The 26,277-nt window shown below is 40.7% G+C and carries 23 protein-coding genes and 1 pseudogene; 8 read left to right on the plus strand and 16 right to left on the minus strand.

Features of this window, described 5'->3' with window-relative positions; translation table 11 throughout:
- The 5 genes from AC1DVB_RS02965 to AC1DVB_RS02985 all read right to left on the minus strand — a co-directional run.
- Window positions 1-1,107, minus strand: a 1,107-nt coding sequence (locus AC1DVB_RS02965; protein ID WP_477588122.1) for a C40 family peptidase, incomplete at its 3' end; no start/stop codon positions are given.
- Window positions 1,108-1,393: 286 nt separating this feature from the next.
- Complete coding sequence (locus AC1DVB_RS02970; RefSeq protein WP_063577236.1) at window positions 1,394-2,230, minus strand: TIGR03943 family putative permease subunit; 837 nt, start codon at window positions 2,228-2,230, stop codon at window positions 1,394-1,396.
- Between the two features lie 14 nt (window positions 2,231-2,244).
- Window positions 2,245-3,132, minus strand: coding sequence for a permease (locus AC1DVB_RS02975; protein ID WP_396020054.1), 888 nt, complete (start codon window positions 3,130-3,132; stop codon window positions 2,245-2,247).
- A 356-nt stretch (window positions 3,133-3,488) separates the two neighbouring features.
- Window positions 3,489-4,112, minus strand: a complete 624-nt coding sequence (locus AC1DVB_RS02980) for a DNA-3-methyladenine glycosylase (protein ID WP_454862058.1) — start codon at window positions 4,110-4,112, stop codon at window positions 3,489-3,491.
- A 115-nt stretch (window positions 4,113-4,227) separates the two neighbouring features.
- Window positions 4,228-5,793 (minus strand): MDR family MFS transporter, encoded by a 1,566-nt coding sequence (locus AC1DVB_RS02985; protein ID WP_057275643.1) that lies wholly within the window; start codon window positions 5,791-5,793, stop codon window positions 4,228-4,230.
- A gap of 287 nt (window positions 5,794-6,080) precedes the next feature.
- On the opposite strand from AC1DVB_RS02985, the gene proC reads away from it, so the two are divergent.
- Both proC and AC1DVB_RS02995 read left to right on the plus strand, forming a co-directional pair.
- Entirely contained in the window at window positions 6,081-6,887 is an 807-nt protein-coding gene (proC, locus tag AC1DVB_RS02990) for a pyrroline-5-carboxylate reductase (RefSeq protein ID WP_230134996.1), read from the plus strand.
- Window positions 6,888-6,969: 82 nt separating this feature from the next.
- Window positions 6,970-8,337, plus strand: coding sequence for an FAD-binding oxidoreductase (locus tag AC1DVB_RS02995; RefSeq protein WP_477588125.1), 1,368 nt, complete (start codon window positions 6,970-6,972; stop codon window positions 8,335-8,337).
- Between the two features lie 255 nt (window positions 8,338-8,592).
- Here AC1DVB_RS02995 and ald read toward each other — a convergent pair whose 3' ends face one another.
- The 6 genes from ald to AC1DVB_RS03025 all read right to left on the minus strand — a co-directional run bounded on the left by ald (window position 8,593) and on the right by AC1DVB_RS03025 (window position 15,027).
- Window positions 8,593-9,726 (minus strand): alanine dehydrogenase, encoded by a 1,134-nt coding sequence (gene ald, locus AC1DVB_RS03000; RefSeq protein ID WP_034315093.1) that lies wholly within the window; start codon window positions 9,724-9,726, stop codon window positions 8,593-8,595.
- 171 nt (window positions 9,727-9,897) lie between these two features.
- Window positions 9,898-10,719, minus strand: a complete 822-nt coding sequence (locus AC1DVB_RS03005; RefSeq protein ID WP_053533926.1) for an EcsC family protein — start codon at window positions 10,717-10,719, stop codon at window positions 9,898-9,900.
- A 52-nt stretch (window positions 10,720-10,771) separates the two neighbouring features.
- Window positions 10,772-12,028 carry a PucR family transcriptional regulator gene (locus tag AC1DVB_RS03010; RefSeq protein ID WP_057275647.1) on the minus strand — a complete coding sequence of 419 codons (1,257 nt, stop codon included), beginning with the start codon at window positions 12,026-12,028 and terminating at the stop codon, window positions 10,772-10,774.
- 128 nt (window positions 12,029-12,156) lie between these two features.
- Window positions 12,157-13,155 carry an inorganic phosphate transporter gene (locus AC1DVB_RS03015; protein ID WP_057275648.1) on the minus strand — a complete coding sequence of 333 codons (999 nt, stop codon included), beginning with the start codon at window positions 13,153-13,155 and terminating at the stop codon, window positions 12,157-12,159.
- A gap of 15 nt (window positions 13,156-13,170) precedes the next feature.
- Entirely contained in the window at window positions 13,171-13,791 is a 621-nt protein-coding gene (locus AC1DVB_RS03020) for a DUF47 domain-containing protein (protein ID WP_034315087.1), read from the minus strand.
- Between the two features lie 237 nt (window positions 13,792-14,028).
- Entirely contained in the window at window positions 14,029-15,027 is a 999-nt protein-coding gene (locus AC1DVB_RS03025) for an inorganic phosphate transporter (RefSeq protein ID WP_057275649.1), read from the minus strand.
- Between the two features lie 397 nt (window positions 15,028-15,424).
- On the opposite strand from AC1DVB_RS03025, the gene AC1DVB_RS03030 reads away from it, so the two are divergent.
- Together AC1DVB_RS03030 and AC1DVB_RS03035 are read left to right on the plus strand one after the other, a co-directional pair.
- Window positions 15,425-16,255 carry an aldo/keto reductase gene (locus AC1DVB_RS03030; protein WP_477588129.1) on the plus strand — a complete coding sequence of 277 codons (831 nt, stop codon included), beginning with the start codon at window positions 15,425-15,427 and terminating at the stop codon, window positions 16,253-16,255.
- A gap of 473 nt (window positions 16,256-16,728) precedes the next feature.
- Window positions 16,729-16,983 carry a GlsB/YeaQ/YmgE family stress response membrane protein gene (locus AC1DVB_RS03035; RefSeq protein WP_170946860.1) on the plus strand — a complete coding sequence of 85 codons (255 nt, stop codon included), beginning with the start codon at window positions 16,729-16,731 and terminating at the stop codon, window positions 16,981-16,983.
- A 1,353-nt stretch (window positions 16,984-18,336) separates the two neighbouring features.
- Here the strand turns inward: AC1DVB_RS03035 and AC1DVB_RS03040 are convergent.
- The gene (locus tag AC1DVB_RS03040) at window positions 18,337-19,248 is read right to left on the minus strand and encodes an RluA family pseudouridine synthase (protein WP_377330976.1); all 912 of its coding nucleotides are present in this window, start codon (window positions 19,246-19,248) and stop codon (window positions 18,337-18,339) included.
- 232 nt (window positions 19,249-19,480) lie between these two features.
- Between AC1DVB_RS03040 and AC1DVB_RS03045 the strand changes: the two genes are divergently transcribed.
- Entirely contained in the window at window positions 19,481-19,888 is a 408-nt protein-coding gene (locus tag AC1DVB_RS03045) for a DUF5365 family protein (RefSeq protein WP_057275650.1), read from the plus strand.
- A gap of 67 nt (window positions 19,889-19,955) precedes the next feature.
- On the opposite strand, the gene AC1DVB_RS03050 is transcribed toward AC1DVB_RS03045, so the two are convergent.
- The gene (locus AC1DVB_RS03050; protein WP_057275651.1) at window positions 19,956-20,426 is read right to left on the minus strand and encodes a thioredoxin family protein; all 471 of its coding nucleotides are present in this window, start codon (window positions 20,424-20,426) and stop codon (window positions 19,956-19,958) included.
- 124 nt (window positions 20,427-20,550) lie between these two features.
- Entirely contained in the window at window positions 20,551-20,850 is a 300-nt protein-coding gene (locus AC1DVB_RS03055; protein WP_235568085.1) for a disulfide oxidoreductase, read from the minus strand.
- 190 nt (window positions 20,851-21,040) lie between these two features.
- Here AC1DVB_RS03055 and AC1DVB_RS03060 point away from each other — a divergent pair, with 190 nt between their 5' ends.
- Both AC1DVB_RS03060 and AC1DVB_RS03065 read left to right on the plus strand, forming a co-directional pair.
- Complete coding sequence (locus AC1DVB_RS03060) at window positions 21,041-22,588, plus strand: carbon-nitrogen hydrolase family protein (RefSeq protein WP_034315073.1); 1,548 nt, start codon at window positions 21,041-21,043, stop codon at window positions 22,586-22,588.
- A gap of 157 nt (window positions 22,589-22,745) precedes the next feature.
- On the plus strand, window positions 22,746-24,476 hold the full coding sequence (locus tag AC1DVB_RS03065) for a phospho-sugar mutase (protein WP_454862060.1): 1,731 nt from the start codon (window positions 22,746-22,748) through the stop codon (window positions 24,474-24,476).
- A 102-nt stretch (window positions 24,477-24,578) separates the two neighbouring features.
- On the opposite strand, the pseudogene AC1DVB_RS03070 reads toward AC1DVB_RS03065, so the two are convergent.
- Window positions 24,579-24,928, minus strand: a pseudogene (locus tag AC1DVB_RS03070) (transposase); the annotation flags it as partial.
- A 416-nt stretch (window positions 24,929-25,344) separates the two neighbouring features.
- Between AC1DVB_RS03070 and AC1DVB_RS03075 the strand changes: the two are divergent.
- A complete protein-coding gene (locus tag AC1DVB_RS03075) occupies window positions 25,345-25,872 on the plus strand; it encodes an NADPH-dependent FMN reductase (protein WP_477588133.1) in 528 nt (175 codons plus the stop codon).
- Window positions 25,873-26,002: 130 nt separating this feature from the next.
- On the opposite strand, the gene AC1DVB_RS03080 is transcribed toward AC1DVB_RS03075, so the two are convergent.
- Entirely contained in the window at window positions 26,003-26,245 is a 243-nt protein-coding gene (locus tag AC1DVB_RS03080) for a YhdB family protein (protein WP_048689737.1), read from the minus strand.
- Between the last annotated feature and the right edge of the window lie 32 nt (window positions 26,246-26,277).

Genomic DNA, 26,277 nt, shown 5'->3' on the forward strand with positions numbered 1-26,277 from the left:
TGATACACCTTTAGATGTCGAAGCATTCAGCATTTGACCGTTACCGGCATAAATTCCTACATGATTGATTACTCCATCATTATTGGTATCGAAAAATACTAAATCCCCTTTTTGCAGGGCCTTTGAGGATACAGCTTTACCAACGTGTGATTGGGCCACTGAATTTCGAGGCAAGGAAATACCTGCACTTTGGAATGCTCTTAATGTGAATGAAGAGCAATCAAATACATCAGTGCGTGAAGTGCTCGCACCGTAAACATACTTGGCTCCCAAGTATTTAGCGCCAGCTGCCAAAACTTGATCTGCCTTGTTGGATTTGGACGGTTTATTAATTGCAGATGCCGAGGCCTTCCCTGAAATCCGGATGGTTTGGCCGATACGAATACGATCTGAATTGGAAATGTTAGGGTTTATTTTAAGTAAGGCACTAAGGGAAAGGTTATATCTTTTAGCGATTGTTGATAAGGAATCCCCTAATTTAACGACATAAACGCCTGTTGTATTTTTACCTTTATCCGGATTGCTGGTAATGGCATTAACCTTCAAGACCTGACCTGGAAAAATGAGAGTGCTAGTCAAATGATTCATAGACTTTAATTGTTGGACAGTCATATTATTGACTCTGGCAATTTTGCCCAGGGTATCCCCGGATTTGACTTTATATGTAGCATTTGAACTATTTTTAGCCGAAGGGCTGGATCCGGACGTTTGTCCGGAAACCCGGATGGTTTGGCCAATATATATCCGGTCCGAACTAGAAATATTAGGGTTTAACTTAAGCAGGGCACTAACGGATACATTATATTTATTGGCAATTTTAGATAAAGAATCCCCAAGTTTAACCACATATTTTTCGGTTTTATCTTTACTATTATCTGTATGGTTGTTAAGGGTATTAAATTTCAAGACTTGGCCGGGAAAAATAAGGTTACTAGTCAAATGGTTTTGAGATTTTAAGTGCTGGACAGTTGTATTATTGGCTTTAGAGATTTTATCCAGGGTGTCCCCTGATTTAACTTGATAAGAACCAGCATAAGCAGAAGTGCCGGCGATTAGGGTACCTATAATGGTCCCCGCAAGAATGAAAGAGTTTTTAGAATTGTTCATTTAGGAAAGTTCCTCCTGATGTGGTAAAAAAATATCTAGCATTTATATTATAAAGGTATGGAATATAAAAAACATGACCCATATAAATAAAATTCAACTTTTTCGTCATTTTTGGGTAATCTTGCTACAGGTGAATGGGCATTTATGGGATTTAGGTGGAGTGTTAGAGGGCCATGCTGTAATTTCGCATAAATGGATAAAAAGAGCATTTCATAAAAATGGAGGTTTTAGGTGATTAAAAAGAAAGGTAAGGATGGCATATCCTTACCTTTCCATGATTCATTTTTTAATATTGTCTATAAACATAGGGATCATCCGGTTCAGCGATTTTACTATGTGATGATACTTTGAGCAGGGGAATGGTTTTCTTGAATGGCTGATAATAAATGGATTCCAATTCACCTGTCACGGAATACCACTCATCATTTTTAGGATGCATTCCTTCAGGAAATTCGATTAACATACCGAATACCCCAGAGTCAGCGACACAATGAATGACCCCAAAACGAAACAGGAATACCTGGTTTTTGGCTAGCTCATCTGAATTGTACGAAAATCCGGTTAACGTTATTTGTTTGCCAGTGAACTTTCCAGGAGAGTAATAGATGGCTTCTAAATCGTTTAGATAGTTTTCATCTGTTAATTGGAGACTATCACGATCGACCAGGCCTTTGAGAGAGTTATCCATTAAAGTTAAATAGTCATCCTTGCCATAATAAAGACTCGTATCCGGCTGCAGGAATTGATGCTGGCTATATTCATCCGAGTCTTCATATACAGGGAAATGAAAACCTTTTTTTTCTACAATATTGGAGTCCATAGTGGCAACAGGCAAAAAGAGACCGGTTAAAATGGGAATGAAGTATAGGAAGTAAGTAAGGTTCCTTTTCCATTTCTTATTTTCCCGGGAGTGATCATGTCCGCACTGACAATCAACACCTTCTTCTTGATTACCTTCCTTAAAATATAAATAAGATCCCATTAAAGTGAATATTGCCAGTATATAGATAGCAATCTGTGAAACATATGAATATTCCATATTAATGTATTTCGATATATTCCCTGAGGCGTGTAAATGCATGAATAAAAAAGTAAGTCCAAGTAATATGAATAATCTTCCCATATAAAACACCCTCTTTAAGAAATAAACAATAAAGTTAGGCCTAAGACGGAAATAAATATATAGGCCATCAAACATAAAACGAATTTTGTTTTGAAGGTACCTAAAAGCATGATCGTATTTTTAATATCAAACATGGCCCCAAATACAAGAAAAGCAACTAGTGAAGAGGGAGAGAAGGTACTTCTAAAAGAACTTGCAACAAAGGCGTCCGCTTGGGAACACAAGGACATGACATAGGATAAAGCCATCATGACTGCATTCCCTGATAGTTTACCTTGACCGATTTCAAGCAATAGGGATGTTTTCAAAAAGGTTTGAATGGCAGCCGCCAGCAATGCACCAATGATTAAGTATTTTCCAACAGAAAAGAACTCTTCAATCGAATGTTTGAACATCCCCGTTATTTTGTCTTTAAATGTAAGTTTATGGTGATGTATTTGTATATGTTCGATATGTTCCTGTTTAAGCTGATTTGTCTTAAATTGAAAAGACAGGATGAATGCAATGATCAGGACGACCGCGAATGCAATTCCGCCACGATAGAAAACCATGCTCCAGCTATTGCCAAACGCTATATAGGTGGAAAACAGGACGATCGGATTGAGAATGGGTGCAGATAGCATAAAGGCAATGGCCGCTGAAAGAGGAACCCCTTTAGCGATCAAACGGCGGGTGATCGGGACGATCCCGCACTCGCAGGCAAGAAAAAAGACTCCTGCACCTATTGCGGATAGAACAGATAAGATCGGATTTTTCGGAATGATTTTTGCAATCATCTCTTCCGACACAAAAATTTGGATGATTCCAGATATAAGGACTCCCAGTAAAATGAAGGGAAGAGATTCAATTAGGATACTAATAAAAATTGTATTCATTTGCAAAAGGGCCTGAACGTTCATCATAAACCACCTTCCATATTGCTGACTTAACTATATTAGGTTCGTAATAGAAGGAAGTCAATTTATTATTACTGGGGAAATAGGCTGGAAGATGAATGGGTAAGGAAATTATGGAAATTGATTTATGGGATATTGAGGGGACTTGAATAATCTAATGTATAAGTTTGGCAGAAATTAAACTTCAATTAAAGTCTTGTTCCTTTTGAGGCTAGGGCTGTCATTAGCTATTTTCATAATACTTTCATATACGATACTTGATATGGATTTCGGGATGCTTACCGACAAAGCAAAATCCCCTCTAAGTTGTGTAACATACACAGAATTACAATGTTCGCTTAGAGGGAATAACATCATGGAGACTATTTTGGTCCCCTTTTATTAATTAAGTTCTTACGGGATATAAATGGATTGTCGGTAATCCAGAAACGCCAAGGGTAATCCTTTGCTTCCCCGGAGTTGTCGATTCCGACGCGGGGACCGCTGGATATGTGGCCAGGCCTTTTTCCGGCAGCCAGATATAACGGGGGATCGGTAAAAGATCGGCCATAATCATCCATGGTGATGCCTAGTGCCTTTGTTAGCTTCCCTGGTCCATCGGTCCATTTACGAATATCGGCAATTCCGCGTCTTTCATGCATTAACTCGAGCCCTGAATACGGTTCAATCGCGCGAATTAAAATGGCTTCCGGATTTTCAGGTCCGCCGCTTACGACATTGACCAGTGTATGTGTGTGCATGACGTATGTATAGATCAAACCGGAATTTCCGAACATCACTTCCGTCCGTTTTGTCCGTCTATTTCCAAAACTATGTGCTGCCCTGTCCCCAGGTCCCATGTAGGCCTCTGTTTCAACAATGAATCCAGAAGCGGTTCCTTCCGCTGTTTCTTTTACGATCAGGCAGCCAAGAAGGGATTTCGCCAGTTCAAGCGTGGGCTGCTGATAAAAATCAGCAAGCAAAATTGAATCGTTTATCTTGTCCATAGTATCACCCCATTTAGTCTCATATAGGTAAAATGCCCTTATCAATGAAAAAGAAACATAGGATTGAAGGGATGAAAAAGGCCGGCTGATTATATCAGCCGGTCCCGAGCCTGTTTTAGCCTAATTCTTTTTCCGTTTCTTGATCTCTTTTGATTCGGCCCGAACCCACGGAAAGTGCCACTAATATCCCTGCGGAAACGAAAAAGATACCGGTGATGAAAACACTGGAGAATGCATCGATCCAAGCATTTTCTATCGTTTTAACAAGGACATTGCTGACTTCTGCGGGCATTTTTAGGTTTTCGGGATAAAGCATGATGTTGAATAACGTATCCGTTTTATCGGCTAATGCTTTCAGTGCCTCATGCAATATAGGGTCTTTTTGACTTACGACCGCATCATCCATATTTTGCTGGAGATTGTGATTCATGACAGCATTCAAAATCGTGATGCCCATCGTTCCACCTATTGAGCGGAAGAAGGTTGAAGCCGCTGTAACCGACCCTAGCTGCGATTTTGGAAATTCGTTTTGAACGGCAATCATCAATGTCGGCATGACAAGCCCCATACCTATCCCAAGGATGGCCATGAATGAGTACGCAGTGAATATAGTCGTACTGCCGTCCATCATACTCATTAGGAAAAAGCCAAGCGTCGCAAAGGCCATTCCAAAGGTAAGCACGGTACGAAAACGGAATTTCAAAAGTAACCGCCCGCCAATGATGCTGGAAAGAATCATACCGATCATCATCGGAGTCATGGTCGATCCCGCTTTTGTTGGTGAAACTCCCAAAACGCCTTGCATGAACAGCGGGACGAACATGATTGCCCCAAACATGCCAAGGCCAAGCAGGAATCCTAAAATATTCGTGGTGGAAAAAACTCTATTTTTAAAAAGGGTTAAATCAAGGATCGGTTCGACCGCTCTTCTTTCAAAAATGATGAATAGGACAATGAAGACAATGGTGCTGCCGAAAATCAAGATAGATTCCAGTGATAACCATTCGAATTTATCACCACCGAAGGTCAAGCCAAGCAATAACAGGATAATACCAGGAATCAAAGTGAAGATTCCTAGATAATCGATATTCACTTTCTCAGTTTTCCTTATCGCTTCATGTTTCAATCCTACATAAATCAAAATGGCCGATAGTAAGCCTGTCGGTACATTGATCAAAAAAATCCAATGCCAGCTGATATGGTCAACGATCAGGCCGCCCAGAAAAGGGCCGATGACAGAACTTAATCCAAAAAGGGCTCCGAATACACCCTGCCATTTGGCTCTTTGTTCCGCAGAGAATATATCGCCGATGATTGTTTGGGACAAAGGCATGATCATTCCGCCGCCGATTCCCTGCAGACCTCTGTAGATGATCAATTGCTCCATCGAAGTGGCTGTGGCACATAAAAACGAACCGATCGTAAATATGATTGTGCCAAGCAGATAAAGGGAACGCCTGCCATATAAATCAGATAGCTTTCCAACAATGGGTACAACAGTCGTTGAGGCTATTAAATAGGCAGTCGTTACCCATGCAAAGATGGTGAATCCATTCAATTCCCCGATAATTGTCGGCATTGCCGTACCGACGATCGTCTGTTCCAATGAACTGAAAAACATTCCTATGATCAATCCTGTTAAGACAAGCTTGGTATTGACCGCTTTTTTTTCCATTTGCATAGCATTTCTCCATTTCTATAACTGTATTTCTTATTCGTTTGTGACTAATAGGTCAAAATTATAAATCTCTTATGACCAATTAGTCAACATTTTTTTTTTGCAAAAGAATTCAATTACTTGACTATAGTGGGTAAAGGTGAATATACAAATTCATCCATATCACTTTAAGTAATTCGACCAGAAACCACCAAATCCTTCCTGTTTAATATCTCCAACGTGTTTCCATTTATCATATCCGATATAATAAAGTGGGAACATAGATGAACTTATGATTGGAAGTGTAAGATATGAATAAAAAAATCGGGTTTATTGGATGCGGCAAAATGGGTGAGGCAATGCTTGAGGGCATGCTGCATGCAGAGGTCATTTCACCTGAAGGAATAATGGTCAGTACTTCGAGTGCGGAGACCAAAACTAAAATCACCACGAAATATAACGTTAGAGGTACTTTGGATAATAAAGAGGTTGCCGGTTTTGCCGATTTTCTCTTTCTGGGGATCCAACCTGCCATGCATAAGCAAGTACTTGAAGAAGTGAAGAATCATGTTAAAGAAGACACCGTTATCATTACTATGGCAGCAGGAATCACTGTATCTCTAGTTGAGAACAGCTTCGAAAAAAGAGTGAAGGTAGTCCGGACGATGCCAAACACTCCTTCGCTTGTCGGTGAAGGCATGACTGCCATGTGCATCAATGATGAAATTACCGATGATGATATAGAGGATGTGACTGCACTGCTGAATAGTTTCGGTAAAACGGAAATCCTGCATGAAGATTTGATGAACGCAGTTCCGGCCATCAGCGGTTCGTCGCCTGCTTATGTTTATATGTTCATCGAGGCGCTGGCTGATGGAGGGGTCCGTGATGGCATTCCACGAAAACAAGCATACCGAATGGCAGCACAAGCTGTAATGGGAGCTGCTAAAATGGTACTGGAAACGGAAAGACATCCTGCTGCTTTAAAGGATGATGTCTGCACGCCGGGCGGATCAACGATTTCTGCGGTAGCGGCTTTAGAAGAGAATCAGCTAAGATCCAGCATTCTGCAAGCAATGAAGGCCTGCACGGATAAAACGAAAGGTTTCAGTAAATGAAGAAAGATGGATTGCCTATTAGCGGGCAATCTCATTCGCGAACCATTTTCAGAATGTTCGGGGAAAAGAGGAGGCTGTAATAATGAAAGGTTATATAGAAGAATTAAGGAAGATACTTTCGGAAGAACAAGTAACGGTGAATGAAACTTTATTGGAACAGCACAGCCATGATGAATCATATCACAGCCCACATTTACCGGATATGGTCATATATCCAAGGGATACTGCAGAAGTAAGCGCAGTCATGTGTTATGCGAATGAGCGTGAAATACCAGTCATTCCTTTTGGGTTAGGATCAAGTTTGGAGGGACATGTCGTTCCAGTCAAAGGGGGTATTTCCCTGGATTTGTCCTTGATGAATCAAATATTGGAAATCAGGGAAAATGATTTCCTTGTTAAGGTCCAACCGGGTGTGACAAGGACGCAACTTAATAAAGAATTAAAAAAATACGGTTTGTTCTTTTCCGTCGATCCTGGCGCCKATGCTACATTGGGTGGGATGGCAGCTACGAATGCAAGTGGGACGACCTCGGTCAAATATGGGATAATGCGCGATCAAGTCAGGGATTTGGAGGTGGTTTTAGCAAACGGTGAAGTGATTCATTCCGGAAGCTTAGCGACAAAATCATCTTCAGGCATTCATTTGAATGGCTTATTTGTCGGCTCTGAAGGTACGCTGGGTGTATTTACTGAACTGACATTGAAGGTATATGGCATCCCTGAAGTCACAATGGCCGGAAGAGCCTCATTTCCAACCGTCGAACAGGCAGTATCTGCGGTTAATGGGATCATGCTTGCTGGAATCCCGATTGCACGAATTGAATTGGTGGATGCCGAGTCCATAAAAAAAGTTAATCAATTCATGGATAAATCCTATGATGTCCAACCAACTCTATTCCTCGAGTTTCATGGGAATTTTGCCGGACTGGAACAGGACGTCAAATTTGCCAAGGAAATCGTAAGTGATTTTGGCTGTGGAGATATCCAGTTTGAAACCGATTCAAAAGCACGGAACGCCTTATGGGAAGCGCGCCATAATCTCGCGTACGCTTTCATTCATAGTTCACCCGGAAAAAAGCTGATGGTGACCGACGTAAGTGTGCCACTACATGAATTATCGAATGCCATACTGGATACAAGGAAGAAAGTCGAACAATCCAAAGTGGAGGGGGCGATTGTAGGACATGTAGGTGACGGGAATTATCACGTATTGTTCATGATTGATTTGAAAAATCCTGAAGAAGTTAAAGAAGCGAAGAGGTTAAATGAAGAAATCGTCGAATATGCATTAACAAAAGGCGGTACATGTACGGGTGAACATGGGGTAGGACTTGGAAAATCGAAGTATCAGCGAAGGGAGCATGGAGCTGCTTATGAAGTGATGAAAACGATCAAACAGGCTTTGGATCCGAAAGGAATAATGAATCCTGGAAAGATTTTCATAGATTAAGAGGAATATTCTATTTTGTATGATTAGTAAGGACATCAACCGGGAAAAGGGCAGACTTGATCAAGAAGTGGCATATCTTATATCTCCGGAAAAATCGCCCGTCCGAGCAGATAATCCAACCCATATGAGGATAATTCGACCCTTGTGCGGAATATCCCGGCCTGATCCAGATATCATACGAAGAAGCTCAGCTTCATCGAGGCCCTCGACCAAAAAAAATAAGACTCCAGACAAGATTCTGGAGTCTTATTAATATTAAGCGTTAATGTTATTCGGGTTTAAGGCGTTTTCAACACTTACGTAATTGTAGCCAAGGTCTGTGGCAACTGCTTCGAACGTGATTTCACCGTTGGCCACATTGACGCCTTTTGCAAGAGCATCATTTTCAAGGATCGCTTTGATGGCACCTTTATTTGCAATTTGAAGTGCAAATGGTACTGTTACGTTAGTTAAAGCTACTGTAGAAGTTTGAGGCACTGCCCCTGGCATATTCGCCACTGCATAATGAACTACTCCATGTTTAACATAAGTAGGGTTATCATGTGTTGTTATGTGGTCGACAGTTTCAAAGATACCGCCTTGGTCGATTGCAACATCGACAATGACTGAACCTGGAGACATCGTTTTAACCATTTCTTCAGTAACGAGCTTAGGAGCTTTAGCACCTGGAATCAATACGGCACCGATTACTAAATCGGCATCTTTGACTGCTTCTGCAATATTATAAGGGTTGGAGATGAGTGTAGTCAGTTCATTTCCGAAAATATCATCAAGCTGACGAAGGCGGTCAGGGCTTAAGTCAAGAATGGTAACATCTGCGCCTAAACCAATAGCGATTTTAGCAGCATTCGTTCCAACCATTCCTCCGCCGATTACAGCGACTTTACCGCGTTTAACTCCAGGAACTCCGCTTAAGAGTATTCCTTTACCGCCGTTATTTTTTTCAAGGAACTGAGCACCGATTTGTGCAGCCATGCGGCCTGCAACTTCACTCATTGGTGTCAATAATGGAAGTGTGCGGTTTACTGCAACCGTTTCATAAGCAATGGCCAAGACACCGCTTTCTTTTAGTGCCTGAGCTAGTGCCGGTTCTGCCGCAAGATGTAAATATGTGAAAAGGATTAAATCTTTTCTGAAATATTTATATTCAGATGAGATAGGTTCTTTTACTTTCATGATCATTTCTGTACTTGCCCAAACGCTAGCAGCGTCCTCGACTATAACAGCACCAGCTTCTTGATATGCTTCATTTGTGAAACTGCTTCCTAGACCTGCGTTCATTTCGATTAATACTTCATGTCCTGCATTGACTAATGCCACGACCCCAGCTGGAGTGATAGCTACACGATTTTCATTGTTTTTAATCTCTTTTGGAATTCCTATTCTCATCTTAATCCCTCCAATAATATGTTTTACTATTTGTATCACAAGTATAGTTGGAAAAAGAAACAGTTAGTATGTGGAAATCAGAAAAATGAAAAAGGTGTATTTGTGGAATTCCACAAACGCAGTTTCAAAAACCATGGACTTGCGAGGATCAAGACCTTTGTAAAGCTGAAATCAATTCTTTGCAATAGGTTCTTGAATGCGCTCTAAAATCCTTCTTTTCTTGTAAAGCATGATTCCCGTATCGGCGATATCGGCAATCATCGAACGATTTGTAATGGCGCCAAATATTATTCCGGCAACAGGAACCATTTGCAAAAGCTTTTTCCAGCCAAACTGATCGCGGTATGTATAAACGACTTCTCGCCATCCCTGGAGTTCGGATGCTATTTCCCTTTTTGATTGGGAATCCGTCTGGTTCATTTTCGACAATTCATTTAATAGAGCCTTTTTGCCGACAACATCCGATGTTGTAAATTGCAGACATTTGACGATGAAAATACGTTCTTGGCGGTCTCTAGGATTGAAGCCATATGTGATGGCGATATCCTGAAGGGTTTTGATGGACATCCCGAGAAGAAGTGGGATATCGATGGCCAAGGTGAAGATTCCGCCAATCCCGGTAGTGGCACCTTGAACCGTTGCCAATTTGCTGCCTGAAGTTTTAATATCCTGACTCACGCTATCCATGATATGGAGGGGGATGCTTGAAACATCTTCCAGGTCATTAATATTCAACTCGGGAACCTTGGCTTGCAGCTGACTAAGTATATGGGCTTCTTTCGTTAAATATTTTCCGCCATTCTGAATGTAGCTGCCGATTTCATCAAGCATGACACCCAATTTTTTTTGAATGAAATCTGGTGTCAACTTATCCAATAGCTTGAAGGGGATGCGCCCAATCCGTTCCCAAAACCATAGTCCTTTCTGATCTTTCTCCCATTTTTCAATGATTGTTAATTCTTTTTCAAGTTCTTCTTTTGTTTCTAATTTCATATGATCAACCTTTCCACACTTCTTTTAGTATTCCATATCTGGGAATATATCATTAATTTTTTTTGGAAAATTCATCATATTGATTAAGTTTAATGTTAAGAAAGAGGGACATTTTTTGAATTGGATCTTTTAATCGAATATTTCCCACTTCAGAGATTCTTTTTAATCGGTAATTCAATGTATTTACATGAATATGAAGATTTTTTGAAGCTTCATTTGGGTTGCAGTCTTTCTCTAGATAGACGGTGAGTGTTTGCAGCAATTCCGTCTGGTTTTTCATATCGTATGCTTTAAGTTTAAGGATGGAAGGATGAACACGACGCTGTTTGTTGCTTGCGAGTGATTCAATCATTTGAAACATGCCAAGTTCTTCATAATGTAAAATGAGTGCCATGTCATCAGGGAATATATTCTTCATTTTTAGGGTGTATAGAGCTTCTTCGTAACTTGATTTAACATCCATTAAGTTTTTATACATATTGCCAGCCGTTCCAAGGATATGCTCAACACCGAAACGCCGTTTCATCTCCAGAATGAAAAAAGGGATGAACTCATAAATCGATGAAGTGAAAGAAGGGCTGTTTTCCTGGTTGGCTCCCGCGAAAAGAATGAGCTTGTTATGGTCAATGGCAAATAAGGAACTGTTTATCTTTTGAGTGGTCGTTAACATATATGAAATGTAGCGCTCCACTTCGCGATTGATCTCTTTAGGAAATTCGAATACCAATATGGAAAAAACCACTGGAACATGGATTGAGAATTTCTTGTAATTTTCAATTATTTCCGATTCTTCTTGGTAGTGCCCGGTCAACATGCGCCATAGAAACTCTTGATGACCTGCTTCTTTCCTTTTCTTTTTCAATTGCAATTGCTGTAACTGGTTCTTTGCCTCCTTGGCAGCGAATTGCAGAAATTTCATATCTTCTTCGGTGAAAGGTTCATTTACTTCCAAGGCCCAAATGAATCCAAGTACTTCATTATTTTTCCGGATGGAAACCGCAACCCTGTTACCAAGACCGACATCATTGATGGCCCCGATTTTAATGGGGGCATCTTCCTTCAATAACGCAGGGATGAAGCCATCTTTCCATAAACTGTTGATGACCTTTTCAGGGACACGTCTTCCGATTATGGTCATGATACGGGCCTGATCCGTCGTATCATCGTGAGTGCTATAGGCAAGTAAGCGGTGGTTACCGTCCTCGATTGTAATGGGGCAACCTAAAACAGAACTGATTCTATCGGCAAACTCCATCATATCTCCATAAAGGTCTTTAAAAATATCTCTATTTTTTTCGAATTCCTTCATTTTTATTTTGCCCCTCGCTAAAAAAAATTCCTTCTCCTTGAATTTTAAACGATTTCCTATTGATAAGCATAGATAAATCCTTGTAAAACAGAAAATCCCTACCGATGGAAACCGGAAGGGATTTTATTTTAGAATAAGAAGTTAATTAAAAGATAAAGCAAACCAGCTAATGTTGCCGAGATGGGAATGGTAATGAACCAAGTGATGATCATTCTTTTTGCCGTTCCCCATTTTACGCCCTTGACACGATGCGCAGACCCAACACCAAGGATTGAAGACGATATAACATGGGTTGTACTGACTGGCATGTGTATTACAGTCGCACCGAAAATGATAAAGGCTCCGGTTAAATCGGCTGCAACACCATTGACCGGGCGGATTTTCATGATTTTGCCGCCAACGGTTTTAATGATTTTCCATCCGCCGACGGAAGTTCCAAGTCCCATTGCGAGAGCACAGGAGAACTGAACCCATAAGGCGATATCGGTACTTGATGCATAACCATTTGCAATAAGGGCCATCGTGATGATACCCATCGCTTTTTGTGCGTCGTTCGTTCCGTGGGTATACGATTGAAGTGCTGCAGTAGCAATCTGTATAGTCCGGAATTTTTGGTTTGTTTTTGTCAGGTTATTGTTTTTAAAGACAACTTTAAAGATGCTGTATACGATAAACCCGATTACAAAAGCAATTAACGGGGAGAAGATCAAAGCTTGAAGAATTTTCATGAAACCTTCCCATTTAATTCCAGCGAATCCCGCTGCAGCAATGGCTGCACCAGCAATCGAACCGATCAATGCATGGGAGGAACTGCTTGGTATTCCGTAATACCAGGTTAGAAGGTTCCATATGATAGCGGCAAGCAGAGCAGCCATAATTACATATGAACCATTCGGAAGCGTGAACGGATCCACGATATCCTTCGTTATGGTCTTCGCCACTCCAGTAAATGTCATGGCACCGACGAAATTCATGACGGCTGCCATGATGATGGCATGCCTCGGCTTCAAGGCCTTTGTTGAAACGGCAGTCGCTATTGCATTGGCTGTATCATGAAAACCATTAATGAAGTCAAATGCTAAAGCAAAGAAAACGATTAATATTGTTATAATTAATAAAGTATCCATTTATTGGGGTACTCCTTAGGCGTTTTTCATTATGATTGTTTCAAGTGTATTGGCCACCGCTTGACAGTGATCGGCAATCTCTTCAAGGCTTTCGTAAATTTCTTTATATTGAATGATCCTGATTGGATCTTTTTCAACTGTAAACAAGTTTTTGATTGATTGACGTTGGATTCCGTCACAAACGGATTCAAGATCTTTAATTTTGATTGCATGTTCACGTATCAATGGCAATTTTTTAGTGGATAGTGTATCGACAGCATTTTCAATCTCATAAGTACACTGTTTGATTGCATCCACAAACTTAAGCATATACTCATCTGCATTTACAATTGAGTACATTTCGAATAATGCCGCACAGTGTTCCAAACCGTCTATGACATCATCCATTCTCATGGTTAATTCAAGGATATCCTCCCGTTCGATAGGAGTGATGAAAGCATTGTTCAGCTCTTTGATCACATTATGAACCATTGAATCGCCTTTATGCTCATAGTCTTTCATCGTATCTGAAAATACTTTTAGATCGGAGATATTTTTGAGTTTATAATCCGCGAAATAGTCAGCACCTTCTTTAAGGTTTTGAGCGATGTTAAAAAGCATTACAGCGAATTTGTCTTTTTTTGATTTAAAAGCCATGTTAAAGCCTCCCAATTAGTCATGCAAATTTACGCACTTTAGTCGTACGCTTAGTATTAACAAATTGATTGTAACGAATTCATGTAGGATCCGGGAAGGTTTTTCGACGAAAATTTACAAAATCTTAATAAAACTTTACATAAAAAAACAAGGAAAATTAAAAAAAGGGAAAAACCTGCATTTATAAGGGGGTATTTGTAAAAAAAAAGCCTTTCCGATATGGAAAGGCAAAAGGTTCTATAAAAATAAAGCAATCAAATAGTAAATGACTCCAGCTAAGGAAGCAGAAATTGGCAATGTAATGAACCAAGTGACCAACATGTTTTTTGCGGTTCCCCATTTTACCCCTTTGATGCGATGTGCAGAACCGACCCCAAGTATGGAAGAAGAAATGACATGTGTCGTGCTGACCGGCATATGCAGGAAGGTTGCACCGAAAATGATCGCTGCTCCAGTCATATCGGCAGCCACACCATTAACCGGGCGGATTTTCATGATTTTACCGCCAACGGTTTTGATGATCTTCCAACCTCCGATCGATGTACCAAGCGCCATGGCTATTGCGCAAGATAATTGTACCCAGAAAGGAACTTCAGAGGTAGAGGCATATCCGTTAGCGATCAAAGCCATCGTGATGATACCCATGGATTTTTGAGCATCATTCGTCCCATGTGTATAAGACTGGAGAGCCGCCGTGACAATTTGTATTCTCCTGAATCGTGTATTGGTTTTTCCTAAATTATTATTTTTGAATACTACCTTGAAGATACTGTAAACAATGAATCCAAGCGTAAAGGCAAGGATGGGAGATAGGATCAATGCTTGTACAATTTTAGTGAATCCATGCCATTTAATAGCATCGAATCCACTGGCCACGATGGCCGCTCCAGCTATTGAACCAATGATCGCATGGGAGGAACTGCTTGGAATGCCAAAATACCAAGTGATTAAATTCCATATTATTGCCGAAATTAGTGCAGCAAGGATAACATAAGAACCATTATTCAATGTGAAAGGATCGACGATATCCTTTGTAATGGTATGCGCTACACCGGTAAAGGTCAGTGCTCCCAATAAATTCATGACCGCAGCCATGATGATTGCATGACGTGGTTTAAGTGCCTTGGTTGATACGGCTGTAGCGATGGCGTTAGCCGTATCATGGAAACCATTGATAAAGTCAAAGACCAAAGCAAAAATAATAATTAGCACGGTTAAGATGAGAATGCTATTCATACATGGAGGACTCCCTTGATTTCAAGTATGTAAAGTGTATATAGATTATGGCCGATGAATGGGCACAGGACAGCTTGCCACTCCTCAATATATAGCATGGGAGTTTTAGTTTTGATTATTCTTAAAAGATGGCACCTTCTTTTTTACATGGTTTAAAGTCGAACTATACTATTGTAACGAATTACATACCTATTAGGATAGATGTTTCGTCATTTTTTTACAAAATATTTAACTTAATGAATGATTAAAAGGTAAAAATGCATCCTTTAATACATATAAATGGTATTTAAGTGTTGTTTTCGCGCTCAAGGGACTTTATAAATGCCGATGCTTATGGTTAGAAATAGAAGGTGGAGGGATGTATAATTGGTAAATAAAAGTAAGGGGGAATGATGGAATGATTTCGAATATTGGGGAAACGATCACCTTACATAATGGAGTTAAAATGCCACAGTTGGGTTTCGGTGTATTTAAAGTGAAAAACGGCAATGAAACGGTTGAGTCCGTCAAAAAAGCGGTCGAAGTCGGTTATCGTGCGATTGATACAGCGGCCATTTATGAAAATGAAGAAGGTGTAGGCCAAGCGATTCGGGAATGCGGAGTGCCACGTGAAGAATTGTTCATAACCTCCAAAGTGTGGAATACCGAGCAAGGATATGATACGACGCTCAAGGCATTTGAAGATAGTTTAAATCGACTTGGATTGGAATATTTGGATTTATACCTGATCCACTGGCCGGGAAAAGATAAATATCCGGAAACCTGGAGGGCCTTGGAGAAGCTTTATAAGGATGGAAAGGTGAAATCAATCGGTGTAAGTAATTTCCATATTCATCATTTGGAAAATTTACTTGCAAACAGTGAAGTGAAGCCGGTCGTCAATCAAATTGAATTGCATCCACTTTTGACTCAAGTCGAAATTCGTGATTACTGTGCAAAACATGAAATAAAGGTAGAATCTTGGAGCCCGCTAGGCAGAGGGAACCTTTTGGAAGAGCCGACAATTAATCATATAGCAAAGAAGCACGGGAAAAGTCCAGCACAAGTGTTGATTAGATGGCATTTGCAACATGATCTAGTTGTAATACCTAAATCGATTACGCCATCCCGTATCAAGGAAAATGCACAGGTATTTGATTTTTCATTGAGTTTAAATGAAATGAATCAAATAGATGCCTTGAACAAAAATGAACGTTTCGGCAGCAATCCCGATGAACTTTTGTTCTAAAAAGAATACTGCAAATGATAGGAGGGTGTCCCGATAATGGGGCATCCTTTTTCTTTTTGCTTTATGAACATAATTGAGACGAATGCTGCTTATACTAACTATGTGACAAAGTTAAGCCTATGGTATACCCGTTTAATATATCTGATAATCCTGTTTTTATTGCCAAATATTTTTAAAAAAAATTAGGTTTTAGATTAATTAAACGGGGAAAATAATGAGTACAGCAGCAAACAAAAAGAAAAAAATCACTAACACGAGGATTGTCCAATCAGTTACTCAAGGGCATAGCTAGCTAACACTACCCAATAACTAAACATTCACATTCATTAGATATTGTGCGAATCGGCATCATACCATTTGAATGTAAAGGTTAAAAGTACTGAAAAAAAGCATGACAATATGGAAGTGATTTAATTTCTTGGAGTCTGCTGCAGAAAATCAAAAAATAACTAATTTGAAGGAGGAAATATATTATGGGATTTTTATGGTCATTAATTATCGGAGGTATCATCGGTTGGTTAGCAGGTATGATTGTTGGACGTGACGTACCATTTGGAATTATCGGTAACATTATCGCTGGTTTTGTTGGTGCATGGTTAGGTTCATTAATTCTTGGGAACTGGGGACCTTCAGTGGCAGATTTCGCTATAATTCCAGCATTGATTGGTGCAATCGTATTTGTCTTCATCTTAAGCCTTATCTTAAAAGGCATGAGAAAAGCTTCATAAATACAAAAATAAAGCTGGCCCAAGTGGCCAGCTATTTTTTTATGCCAAAATGAACGGATTTCGTCCCAACATGTGTATATTTCGGCCGTGTAGCGTAAAAAAAACTCGACCCAACATGCAGAAAATCTGTCCGCTGAAAAAAAGTATGAGCGACAATTGGGATAATATTAATGAAGAAATAAGAACACCGTCCCGGTATGTTACGATGTTACTGTCACAAATTCGAAATTAATGGAGTTTGCAAAAAAGTGTTGATCTCCACTTCAGGCACTCGCTTTCCGCGGGCGGTCCGGGAAGCCTCCTCGGCGCACTTGCGCCTGCGGTGTCTCCCCTGGACACGTATTCCCGCAGGAGTCTCGTACCTTACGCTCCAATCAACTTTGTTTTACCTTTTAGATAGAGCTCCATTTGACTAAAAACTCGATAATAATTGATTTTTCCTACAGCACATTTTTGAGTATTTATATAATTGAAATGTTGATTTCCTCTCCAGGCACTCGCTTTCCGCGGGCGGTCCGGGAAGCCTCCTCGGCGCTTTGCGCCTGCGGTGTCTTCCCTGGACACGATTTCCCGCAGGAGTCTCGTACCTTACGCTCCAATCAACTTTGTTTTACCTTTTAGATAGAGCTCCATTTGACTAAAAACTCGATAATAATTGATTTTTCCTACAGTATTTTTGAGTGTTTATAGAATTGAAATGTTGATTACCTCTCCAGGCACTYGCTTTCCGCGGGCGGTCCGGGAAGCCTTCTCGGTGCTTTGCGCCTGCGGTGTCTTCCTTGGACACGTATTCCAGCAGGAGTCTCGTACCATACGCTCCAATCAACTTTGTTTTACCTTTTAGATAGAGCTCCATTTGACTAAAACTCGATAATAAATGATTTTTCCTACAGTATTTTTGAGTGTTTATAGAATTGAAATGTTGATTTCCTCTCCAGGCACCCGCTTTCCGCGGGCGGTCCGGGAAGCCTCCTCGGCACTTTGCGCCTGCGGTGTTTTCCCTGGACACGATTTCCCGCAGGAGTCTCGTACCATACGCTCCAATCAACTTTGTTTTACCTTTTAGATAGAGTTCCATTTGACTAAAAACTCGATAATAATTGATTTTTCCTACAGTATTTTTGAGTGTTTATAGAATTGAAATGTTGATTACCTCTCCAGGCACTCGCTTTCCGCGGGCGGTCAGGGAAGCCTTCTCGGTGCTTTGCGCCTGCGGTGTCTCCCCTGGACACGTATTCCCGCAGGAGTCTCGTACCATACGCTCCAATCAACTTAGTTTTGAAATTTTTAGCTAGATCTCTTTTGTGCAAGCTCGAACACCGTCCGAAATGGCACGGTGTTTTTTATTTCTGTTTAAATGTTGAGATTGAATATTTCAGGTCTATCAATGAAAGGAGCTTCAACGATCATTTTTTCTTCTGAAATGGGATGGATGAATTCGATTTTCCTTGCATGCAGGGCTTGACGTGGAAATGTCTTTTTTCCGCCATACAATGTATCTCCGGCCAAGGGATGGTTCAAATGACTGAAATGCACCCTGATCTGGTGGGTTCGGCCGCTTTCCAGGGTGCAGCTGACGAGGGTCAAGTTTTTCTTGGAATCACGGTTAAGCACCCGATAATGGGTGACTGCCGTCTGGCCAGTAGGGGAAACCCTTCGTCTAGTGGCATGGTGGCGGTCACGTCCAATTTTTTCTTTGATTTCTCCTTCATCCTTTTTAATGTTTCCTTCGACTAAAGCTAGGTAAGTCCGCTTGATTTCCCTTTCTTCCAACATTCTATCCAGCATGGACCCAATGAGGCGGTTTTTGGCAAAAAGGACCGCACCGGTGGTATCTTTATCAAGCCTATGAATATGCTTGATCATACAGGTCTGGCTGGTTTTTTGAAGATGGTGTGCGACTCCATTGAGGAGGGAGTGTGCATCACCCGGTTGAGAAGGGTGGGTTTCCATTCCAGCCGGCTTATTGGCTATCAACAACACATCATCTTCATATAAGATGGTAATTCCTAAGTCTGCAGCTTGAACTGTTTCATTTTCAGCGTGATCCAATAAGGGGATGCTGATCGTATCTCCTTCATTGAGGATAGTTGACCAGGTGACGTAATTCCCGTTCATTGACACTTCTTTACTCATCCTCCATTCATGCACTAATTTTTTCGGGGCCTTCCAACGCTCCCTGAAAAGCTTTTCTAATGTTAATCCATTCCAACTTTGGAGAACATCAATTATTAAATGTTGGTTAGTTATTTTGAAATTTTCCAATTTAACTCCTACTTTCGACTCGTTTGGTTGTGCCTGAATGAAAAAAATCTATAATAATTATGGATATGGTATAAAAAAGTAACCTTGGGCCTATTGCTAAGATTTTCGGTGGTGGAAATTACCACATATTTTTTACAATATTTATGTTATTCTATGGGGAAAGAAATCCCTTGTCCTAGAATATACATATAATAGATAGGTCTAACGGATCTGAAAAAAGGTGGTTTTTTTAGTGAAGACGGTCTTTTCTTCAACGGAAGAACAAGAGCAAGAAATAGCGAGTCTCGTGTCTCGTTTCTACGAATCTGTATTTCCAAAGTACTTTACGGAAAGTGAAATCCTTCATTTTCGTGAGATTGGCGTTTTAGAGCCCAATCAAAGTTCTGTTACTTACTTGGCAACATTAAGAGACGCATTTCAAGTAATGACATGTCTTCAAGTCCTTATGTCGATATTAGACAAACAAAAGAGGGTGATGGAACCTAAGTCTGAAGAATTGTTCCAACATAACATCACTCTATTGAATGAATGCGGAATATTCTTCCCCTTTTATTATGACCATTTTTCAAGTATAAACCTTGAAGCGAATAATGAAATGCAGATGATGGACATCCAGGTGGCGAATCAATATTTAGTATAAGGTAAAAAAAATGAGCCGGCTATAACGGGAGAAGCATTTCCGTTAGGGCCGGCTCATTTTTTCATCCTTAATTAATATCGTGGTCCTCGAACCATTTCTCGAACGTTACTTCATCTTTAAATCCGACGATTCGTTCTTGTTCTTTGCCATTTTTATAATGAACGATGGTAGGAGTCTTTTTGATGCCATAGTCGCTCCATCCTTGTTCAAACTCCAAAAGATTAAATTGAACAAGATCAATACCCAATTTCTCTGCCAAAGGTGCCACGACTGGTGTGGTTTTTTGACTGATTGAGTTCGTAGGACTATAGAAATAAACGGTCACGTCTTTACTATCTTGGAGGTCCTGCTCCAACTCTACAGGAAGAATCAAATTTTGATAATTGGGGTCATCCAGCTGATCGACAGTAGCGGGTTTAAGCTTATCCTTGCCGTATGGATTTCCTTTTGATTTTTCTTCTTTTTTCAAGTTTGTAAAAACGCCCAGCAGGACAAAAAGGGCGACGATTATCACTAAAAATATAGCCATTTTCTTCATTAAGCTGCAACCTCCTTGGATCTTGTCCATACGATGTAAAAATAATGACGAATGCAGTCAAGGCTAGAACGTGATGGTGATGAAACCAATACGTTTATATATTATCCTGTACCAGGAACCCTTCTCATGCAAGGGTGTGGTCGGGAAAGAATGAATCCTTTTGTATCAAGTAATGGTACGTGGAAATGAATGCACCGATAGCGGACGATATCATGGTATAAAAACTGATCCAATAATCTTTTCGAATGATTGCAATTCCTGATATGACCGTAAAAGGATACATGATGATCCGCTGATACCAACAGAGTGCACAAGGTTCGTATTGCTTAATTTCAGAAAAATATAAGCTTCCAAACATCGCAATGATGGAAGCAGCCCAGGCTGCAAATAATAAGTTTTCCACACTGCGTTTTGTATTGTTCATGGTTCCTCTTCCCCATCTCTTTTTACTCTCATGAAAAGTATAGTATGTAAGGACCGCGTCTGTAAAATATATATTCTTTTAACGGACATTCAGAATGTTATTATTTGAAATCAATGGGTAGGTTCGGTTGTTTTAATTTTTGAATAAGGGGTATAATTCTTATGGAAGAGATTAAAGGAGTCTGAGGAAAATGCCTAATTTGGACCTGCATAAATATGAAAAAATAATGGAAATACGTAATATGAGGCTAGGAGACATAGATGAAATAATTGCTTTGCAGTCGAGTTGCTTTCCGGGAATGGTTCCCTGGAAGCGAGATCAGCTTGAGAGCCATCTGGCAATTTTTCCAGAAGGGCAGTTTGTGGCTGAATATGATGGAAAAGTGATTGGCTCATGTTCCAGCCTCATTATTAATTTTGACGAATATGATGACCGCCATACATGGGATGATGTAACCGATAATGGGTACATCACGAATCATAATCCGGACGGTTATAATTTATATGGAATCGAAGTCATGGTCCATCCTGAGTTCCGCAGGATGAAAATTGGTCAAAGACTATATGATTCAAGGAAAGAACTTGTTGCCCACTTGAATTTAAAAAGCATCATAATCGGGGGCAGGATTCCCAATTACCATAAACATGCGGAGGAACTCTTACCAAGGGAGTATGTAAAAGAAGTTCAATTGCACAAAATATATGATCCGGTTCTTTCGTTCCAGCTTTTAAATGGGTTCACGCTTATGAGGATCAATCCGAATTATTTGCCGGACGATCTGCAATCCAATAAGTATGCTACGCTCATGGAGTGGAATAACGTTGATTATCAGCCGAAAACAAAACGTTATTATAAAACATCGGAACCGGTACGGATTTGCGTCGTGCAATACATGCTGCGTAAAATCGATTCATTCGATGACTTCGCTAACCAAGTCGAGTATTTCACCGACGTTGCTTCGGATGCCAATGCAGATTTCGCCGTGTTCCCGGAGTTGTTCACAACCCAGCTGATGTCTTTCTTGAATGAAAGATCACCAAGCTTGGCTGTCAGGAAACTGTCGGATTTCACGGAGCAGTACATTGAATTGTTTACCACTTTAGCTGTAAGGTATAACGTCAATATCATCGGCGGTTCCCATTTCGTTAAAGAAGATGATGATAATATCTATAATATCGCTTATTTATTCCGCCGCGATGGAACGATTGAAAAGCAATATAAAATTCATATTACACCGAATGAAAGAAAATGGTGGGGGATTAACGCAGGTGACCGCGTTCGTGTCTTTGATACGGATTGTGGTAAGATCGCCATACAAATTTGTTATGATATTGAGTTCCCGGAACTCGCCCGGATTGCTACCGACATGGGAGCCAAAATCATATTCACTCCATTTTGTACAGAAGACAGGCAAGGCTACCTGCGAGTTCGCTATTGTGCCCAGGCCCGTGCCGTGGAAAACCAAATTTATACCGTCATTTCCGGAACGGTTGGAAATCTCCCGCAAACGGAAAATATGGATATCCAATATGCCCAATCGGGAATCTTCTCTCCTTCGGATTTCGAATTTGCACGTGACGGCATAGTCGGGGAAACCAGCCCGAACCTTGAGATGGTCCTGATTGGCGATGTCGATTTGGAGATCTTAAGGCGGGAGCGTCAGTCCGGTACTGTAAAGCAATTGAAAGATCGCCGTCATGATATTTACCATCTGCATTACAAAGATGGCGGGAAATAATTAGGAAGAAAACAGCTCGTGATGTGAAGAACACTGGGATTAGGTTCTTTTCATTACGAGCCTTTACTTCATTTATTGGAATAAATATGATAATTTTGTATATGTAAGGCAGATACATAATAATTACAAATAAGGCGTTTGGGAGGAGATGTTGGAGATGGATTGGAAATCTTTATACACTACTTGGGCAGGGTACCAGAATTTAAATGAGGAATTACGTGTCCTCCTTGAGGAAATGCAGCGGGATGAAGCACAACTCGAAGATGCCTTTTATAAAAATTTAGAGTTTGGAACAGGCGGAATGCGTGGGGAAATCGGAGCGGGAACGAACCGGATGAATCTTTATACTGTAAGGAAGGCAACGGTTGGGTTGGCTCAATATATCTCTTCGTTTGGGGAAGAAGCAAAAGGAAGAGGGGCTGTGATTGCTTATGATTCGAGACATAAGTCCCCGGAATTTGCACTCGAAGCGGCTAAGACCTTGGCTACATTTGGGGTGAAGGCTTATTTATTCGATGAATTGCGTCCAACTCCAGAATTGTCATTTGCGGTTCGCGAGCTGAATGCTTTTGCTGGAATCGTCATCACGGCGAGCCACAATCCGCCTGAATATAATGGTTACAAGGTTTATGGGTCAGATGGGGCACAATTGCCACCGGAAGCAGCAGATCAGGTGATCGGCTATGTGAATGCCATTGAAAGTGAGCTTGAAATTCAGGTTGAAGAAGCTGAAGTCCTTAAAGGGCAGGGCCTCATCGAAATGATTGGTGAGGAATTGGACGCTGCCTATAATCGTGAGCTGCTGACGGTTCCCGAGAACCCGCAGCTTGCCGAGGAAATAGATGTGTCAATCGTCTTTACGCCGCTTCATGGAACGGCAAATAAATCCGTTAGGCGGGCACTGCAAAGCTTAGGATATCAAAATTTGCATATCGTTAAGGAACAGGAATTGCCGGATCCGGATTTTTCGACAGTTCAGTCTCCAAATCCAGAGGAACCAGCTGCATTTGAAATGGCCATTGAGCTTGGAAACAAGGTGGAGGCGGACTTATTGATAGCAACGGACCCAGATGCCGATCGGCTTGGAATTGCCGTTAAAAACGAGATGGGTCAATATGTTGTCCTGACTGGAAATCAAACAGGTGCACTTTTCCTGGACTATTTACTGTCCCAGAAAAAAGAGAAAGGAAAGATTCCCCAAAATGGAGTCGTCTTAAAAACCATCGTCACTTCGGAAATCGGTCGGACGATTGCCGAGTCATATGGATTGAAGACGGTTGATGTACTTACCGGGTTTAAGTTCATCGCCGAGAAAATAAATCAGTATCATGAAAGCGGGGAAAGTAGCTTCTTGTTCGGATATGAAGAAAGCTACGGTTATCTGATTAAAGACTTTGCACGTGACAAGGATGCCATTCAAGCTGCAGTGCTTGCTGTCGAGGTCTGTGCCCATTATAAAAAGCAGGGATTGACACTATATGAAGGGTTGCTGAATGTGTTTGAAAAGTACGGATTTTACTTGGAAGGTTTGCGTTCATTGACTTTAAAGGGCATTGAGGGAGCGAAACAGATTCAAGGAATATTGAATCAATTCCGTCAAAATCCTCCTTCCCGAATAGCTGGCATTCCGGTAGTCATTGAAGAAGATTACCAAAGCAGCAAGAAGCGGACATTACTTTCAAATGATGAAGAGTTGATCGAGCTTCCGAAATCAAATGTATTAAAGTATTTCCTTGAGGATGGTACATGGGTTTGCCTGCGTCCTTCAGGCACCGAACCGAAAATTAAATTCTATTTCGGTGTCCAAGGCAAATCAATGCAAGAAGCTGAGTCCAAGTTATCGGGAGTCATGGAAGATTTCATGAGCAAGATTGAAGCATTGGTTTAAATGTATGAAAGCTAAACGAAAGACTTCCTCGGTCTTTCGTTTCAGTTTGTAGACAAAAGGGGTTCGGAATTAAAAATTCCGGACCCCTTTTAAAATTCCCTTTTTAAAGCGTCGTTCATAATTTTTCCCGAACGTTGAGAAATGAGGTGCTTTATAATGGAAACCCATAGCCTAAGAACCAACGGTAAGCCATATTTGTTTCAACTTCTTCAATCGTTTTACGCATGGAACGAATACTGAAGGTATATTGAAAAACGTCAGAGTTTAACTAAAATACCTGGATCAATACTAGGGCGTCCTACCTCTGAATACATATCTATCACCAAGTCATAAATAAAAGTGAAGTCAATGGAAGCCTCCATTTTACGAACCAAATGATTCGCCGGCACCAGTTGATCTAAAGTAATTATTTCAAGTTGATCTCGCTGATTAGAATGATGTTTCGAAAGCATCCTCATCATCTCAAGTTTTAATAGTTCTATTTTAAAACAAAAAAGACTGTAGGCAAATGAAGTCCTATCTGAAATTTTAAACATAGTGATTGGAGCGGGTGTGCGAGACTCCTGCGGGAATAGCGAGTCCAAGGGAGACCCCACAGGCGCAWGTGCGCCGAGGGCGGACCGCCTGCGGAAAGCGAGTGCCCTACGTTCCAATCAACGTCAAAATTTGTACAAGTAAAAAAAACTGTAGACAAACTCGATTTTCATCGAGCTTGTCTACAATCTGAACGAAAGACTTCCTCGGTCTTTCGTTTTTTTTGATTTTTAGTTGAATGAAAAATCAAAATTCTAGGAAATTCCGTTTCGGTTTTGGTATACTGTATTGGCGACTGATCTCGGAAACATCGGGAATAATGGAGGTTTAATTCATGAAATTAGTAATCATTAATGGTTCACCACGTAAACAAGGGCGTACAGGGATTGCCTCACGCTACATATCCAAGAAATACGGAGCGGAACTTATTGATTTAATCAATAGCGAAATCCCTTTATATTCAGGTGAAGGTGAGCAATATCAATTGGAAGTGATTCAAGGGCTCAGGAAAAGCATCGAGGAAGCTGATGGCGTAATTCTGACCTCTCCGGAATATCATGGTTCCATGAGCGGAGCCTTGAAAAATGCCTTGGATTTTTTAAGCAGTGAACAATTCACGCATAAACCTGTCGCCCTATTGGCTGTCTCCGGGGGAGGAAAAGGCGGGATCAATGCCTTGAATTCCATGAGGACAGTGGGTCGAAGCCTTTATGCAAATGTGATCGCCAAACAATTGGTTCTGGATCCGCATTGCTTCGATTACGAAAATGATGGTTTATTTGAAGAGTCTGCGGTACTTGTTGAAGGTATGATCGAAGAGCTTAAAATGTATTCAACTGCATATGCTACAATGAAAAAATGATGAAATGAGGGTCAGGTATTCAATACCTGACCCTTCCTTGTTTTTATAGGGTTTCACCAGCCAAAGTTATATCCCCGATAATTAATCCTCTTGTATAAATTTTCCCGATTTGCAAAAACTATAGTTGATTTTAGCTTGGAAGTTCACTTAAATAATCACTTGTTTTTTCTGCCGCATGATCCAGATAACGAAGCAGTGCATACAGCTGGGATTGAACGATTTGATAATCATGCTCAAACCTGTAAGCGTGCAAAAAATGTTCTATTTTTTTCGAAAGAAAATGATCTTTCGTCCGAACCATCAATACTAACAAGCTGTCCCAATCAGAACGGTGTGTGTGAAACAATGCCTGATCATAATCCGCAATCCTCATGTTCTTCTCCCCCTTAATAAGGAGCTATTTGT

The organism is Peribacillus sp. P4_D6 (genome assembly GCF_056401795.1).

Bases quoted from the DNA above. Each gene is read 5' to 3' on its own strand.
- AC1DVB_RS03060 (WP_034315073.1), top strand. From the start codon at position 21,041: ATGCCTAATTTGGACCTGCATAAATATGAAAAAATAATGGAAATACGT.
- AC1DVB_RS03020 (WP_034315087.1), bottom strand. From the start codon at position 13,791: ATGGCTTTTAAATCAAAAAAAGACAAATTCGCTGTAATGCTTTTTAAC.
- AC1DVB_RS03050 (WP_057275651.1), bottom strand. From the start codon at position 20,426: ATGAAGAAAATGGCTATATTTTTAGTGATAATCGTCGCCCTTTTTGTC.
- AC1DVB_RS03065 (WP_454862060.1), top strand. From the start codon at position 22,746: ATGGATTGGAAATCTTTATACACTACTTGGGCAGGGTACCAGAATTTA.
- AC1DVB_RS02985 (WP_057275643.1), bottom strand. From the start codon at position 5,793: ATGCAAATGGAAAAAAAAGCGGTCAATACCAAGCTTGTCTTAACAGGA.
- AC1DVB_RS03055 (WP_235568085.1), bottom strand. From the start codon at position 20,850: ATGAACAATACAAAACGCAGTGTGGAAAACTTATTATTTGCAGCCTGG.
- AC1DVB_RS03030 (WP_477588129.1), top strand. From the start codon at position 15,425: ATGATTTCGAATATTGGGGAAACGATCACCTTACATAATGGAGTTAAA.
- AC1DVB_RS03015 (WP_057275648.1), bottom strand. From the start codon at position 13,155: ATGGATACTTTATTAATTATAACAATATTAATCGTTTTCTTTGCTTTA.
- proC (WP_230134996.1), top strand. From the start codon at position 6,081: ATGAATAAAAAAATCGGGTTTATTGGATGCGGCAAAATGGGTGAGGCA.
- AC1DVB_RS03080 (WP_048689737.1), bottom strand. From the start codon at position 26,245: ATGAGGATTGCGGATTATGATCAGGCATTGTTTCACACACACCGTTCT.
- AC1DVB_RS03025 (WP_057275649.1), bottom strand. From the start codon at position 15,027: ATGAATAGCATTCTCATCTTAACCGTGCTAATTATTATTTTTGCTTTG.
- ald (WP_034315093.1), bottom strand. From the start codon at position 9,726: ATGAGAATAGGAATTCCAAAAGAGATTAAAAACAATGAAAATCGTGTA.
- AC1DVB_RS02970 (WP_063577236.1), bottom strand. From the start codon at position 2,230: ATGGGAAGATTATTCATATTACTTGGACTTACTTTTTTATTCATGCAT.
- AC1DVB_RS02975 (WP_396020054.1), bottom strand. From the start codon at position 3,132: ATGATGAACGTTCAGGCCCTTTTGCAAATGAATACAATTTTTATTAGT.
- AC1DVB_RS02980 (WP_454862058.1), bottom strand. From the start codon at position 4,112: ATGGACAAGATAAACGATTCAATTTTGCTTGCTGATTTTTATCAGCAG.
- AC1DVB_RS03005 (WP_053533926.1), bottom strand. From the start codon at position 10,719: ATGAAATTAGAAACAAAAGAAGAACTTGAAAAAGAATTAACAATCATT.
- AC1DVB_RS03010 (WP_057275647.1), bottom strand. From the start codon at position 12,028: ATGAAGGAATTCGAAAAAAATAGAGATATTTTTAAAGACCTTTATGGA.
- AC1DVB_RS03035 (WP_170946860.1), top strand. From the start codon at position 16,729: ATGGGATTTTTATGGTCATTAATTATCGGAGGTATCATCGGTTGGTTA.
- AC1DVB_RS03075 (WP_477588133.1), top strand. From the start codon at position 25,345: ATGAAATTAGTAATCATTAATGGTTCACCACGTAAACAAGGGCGTACA.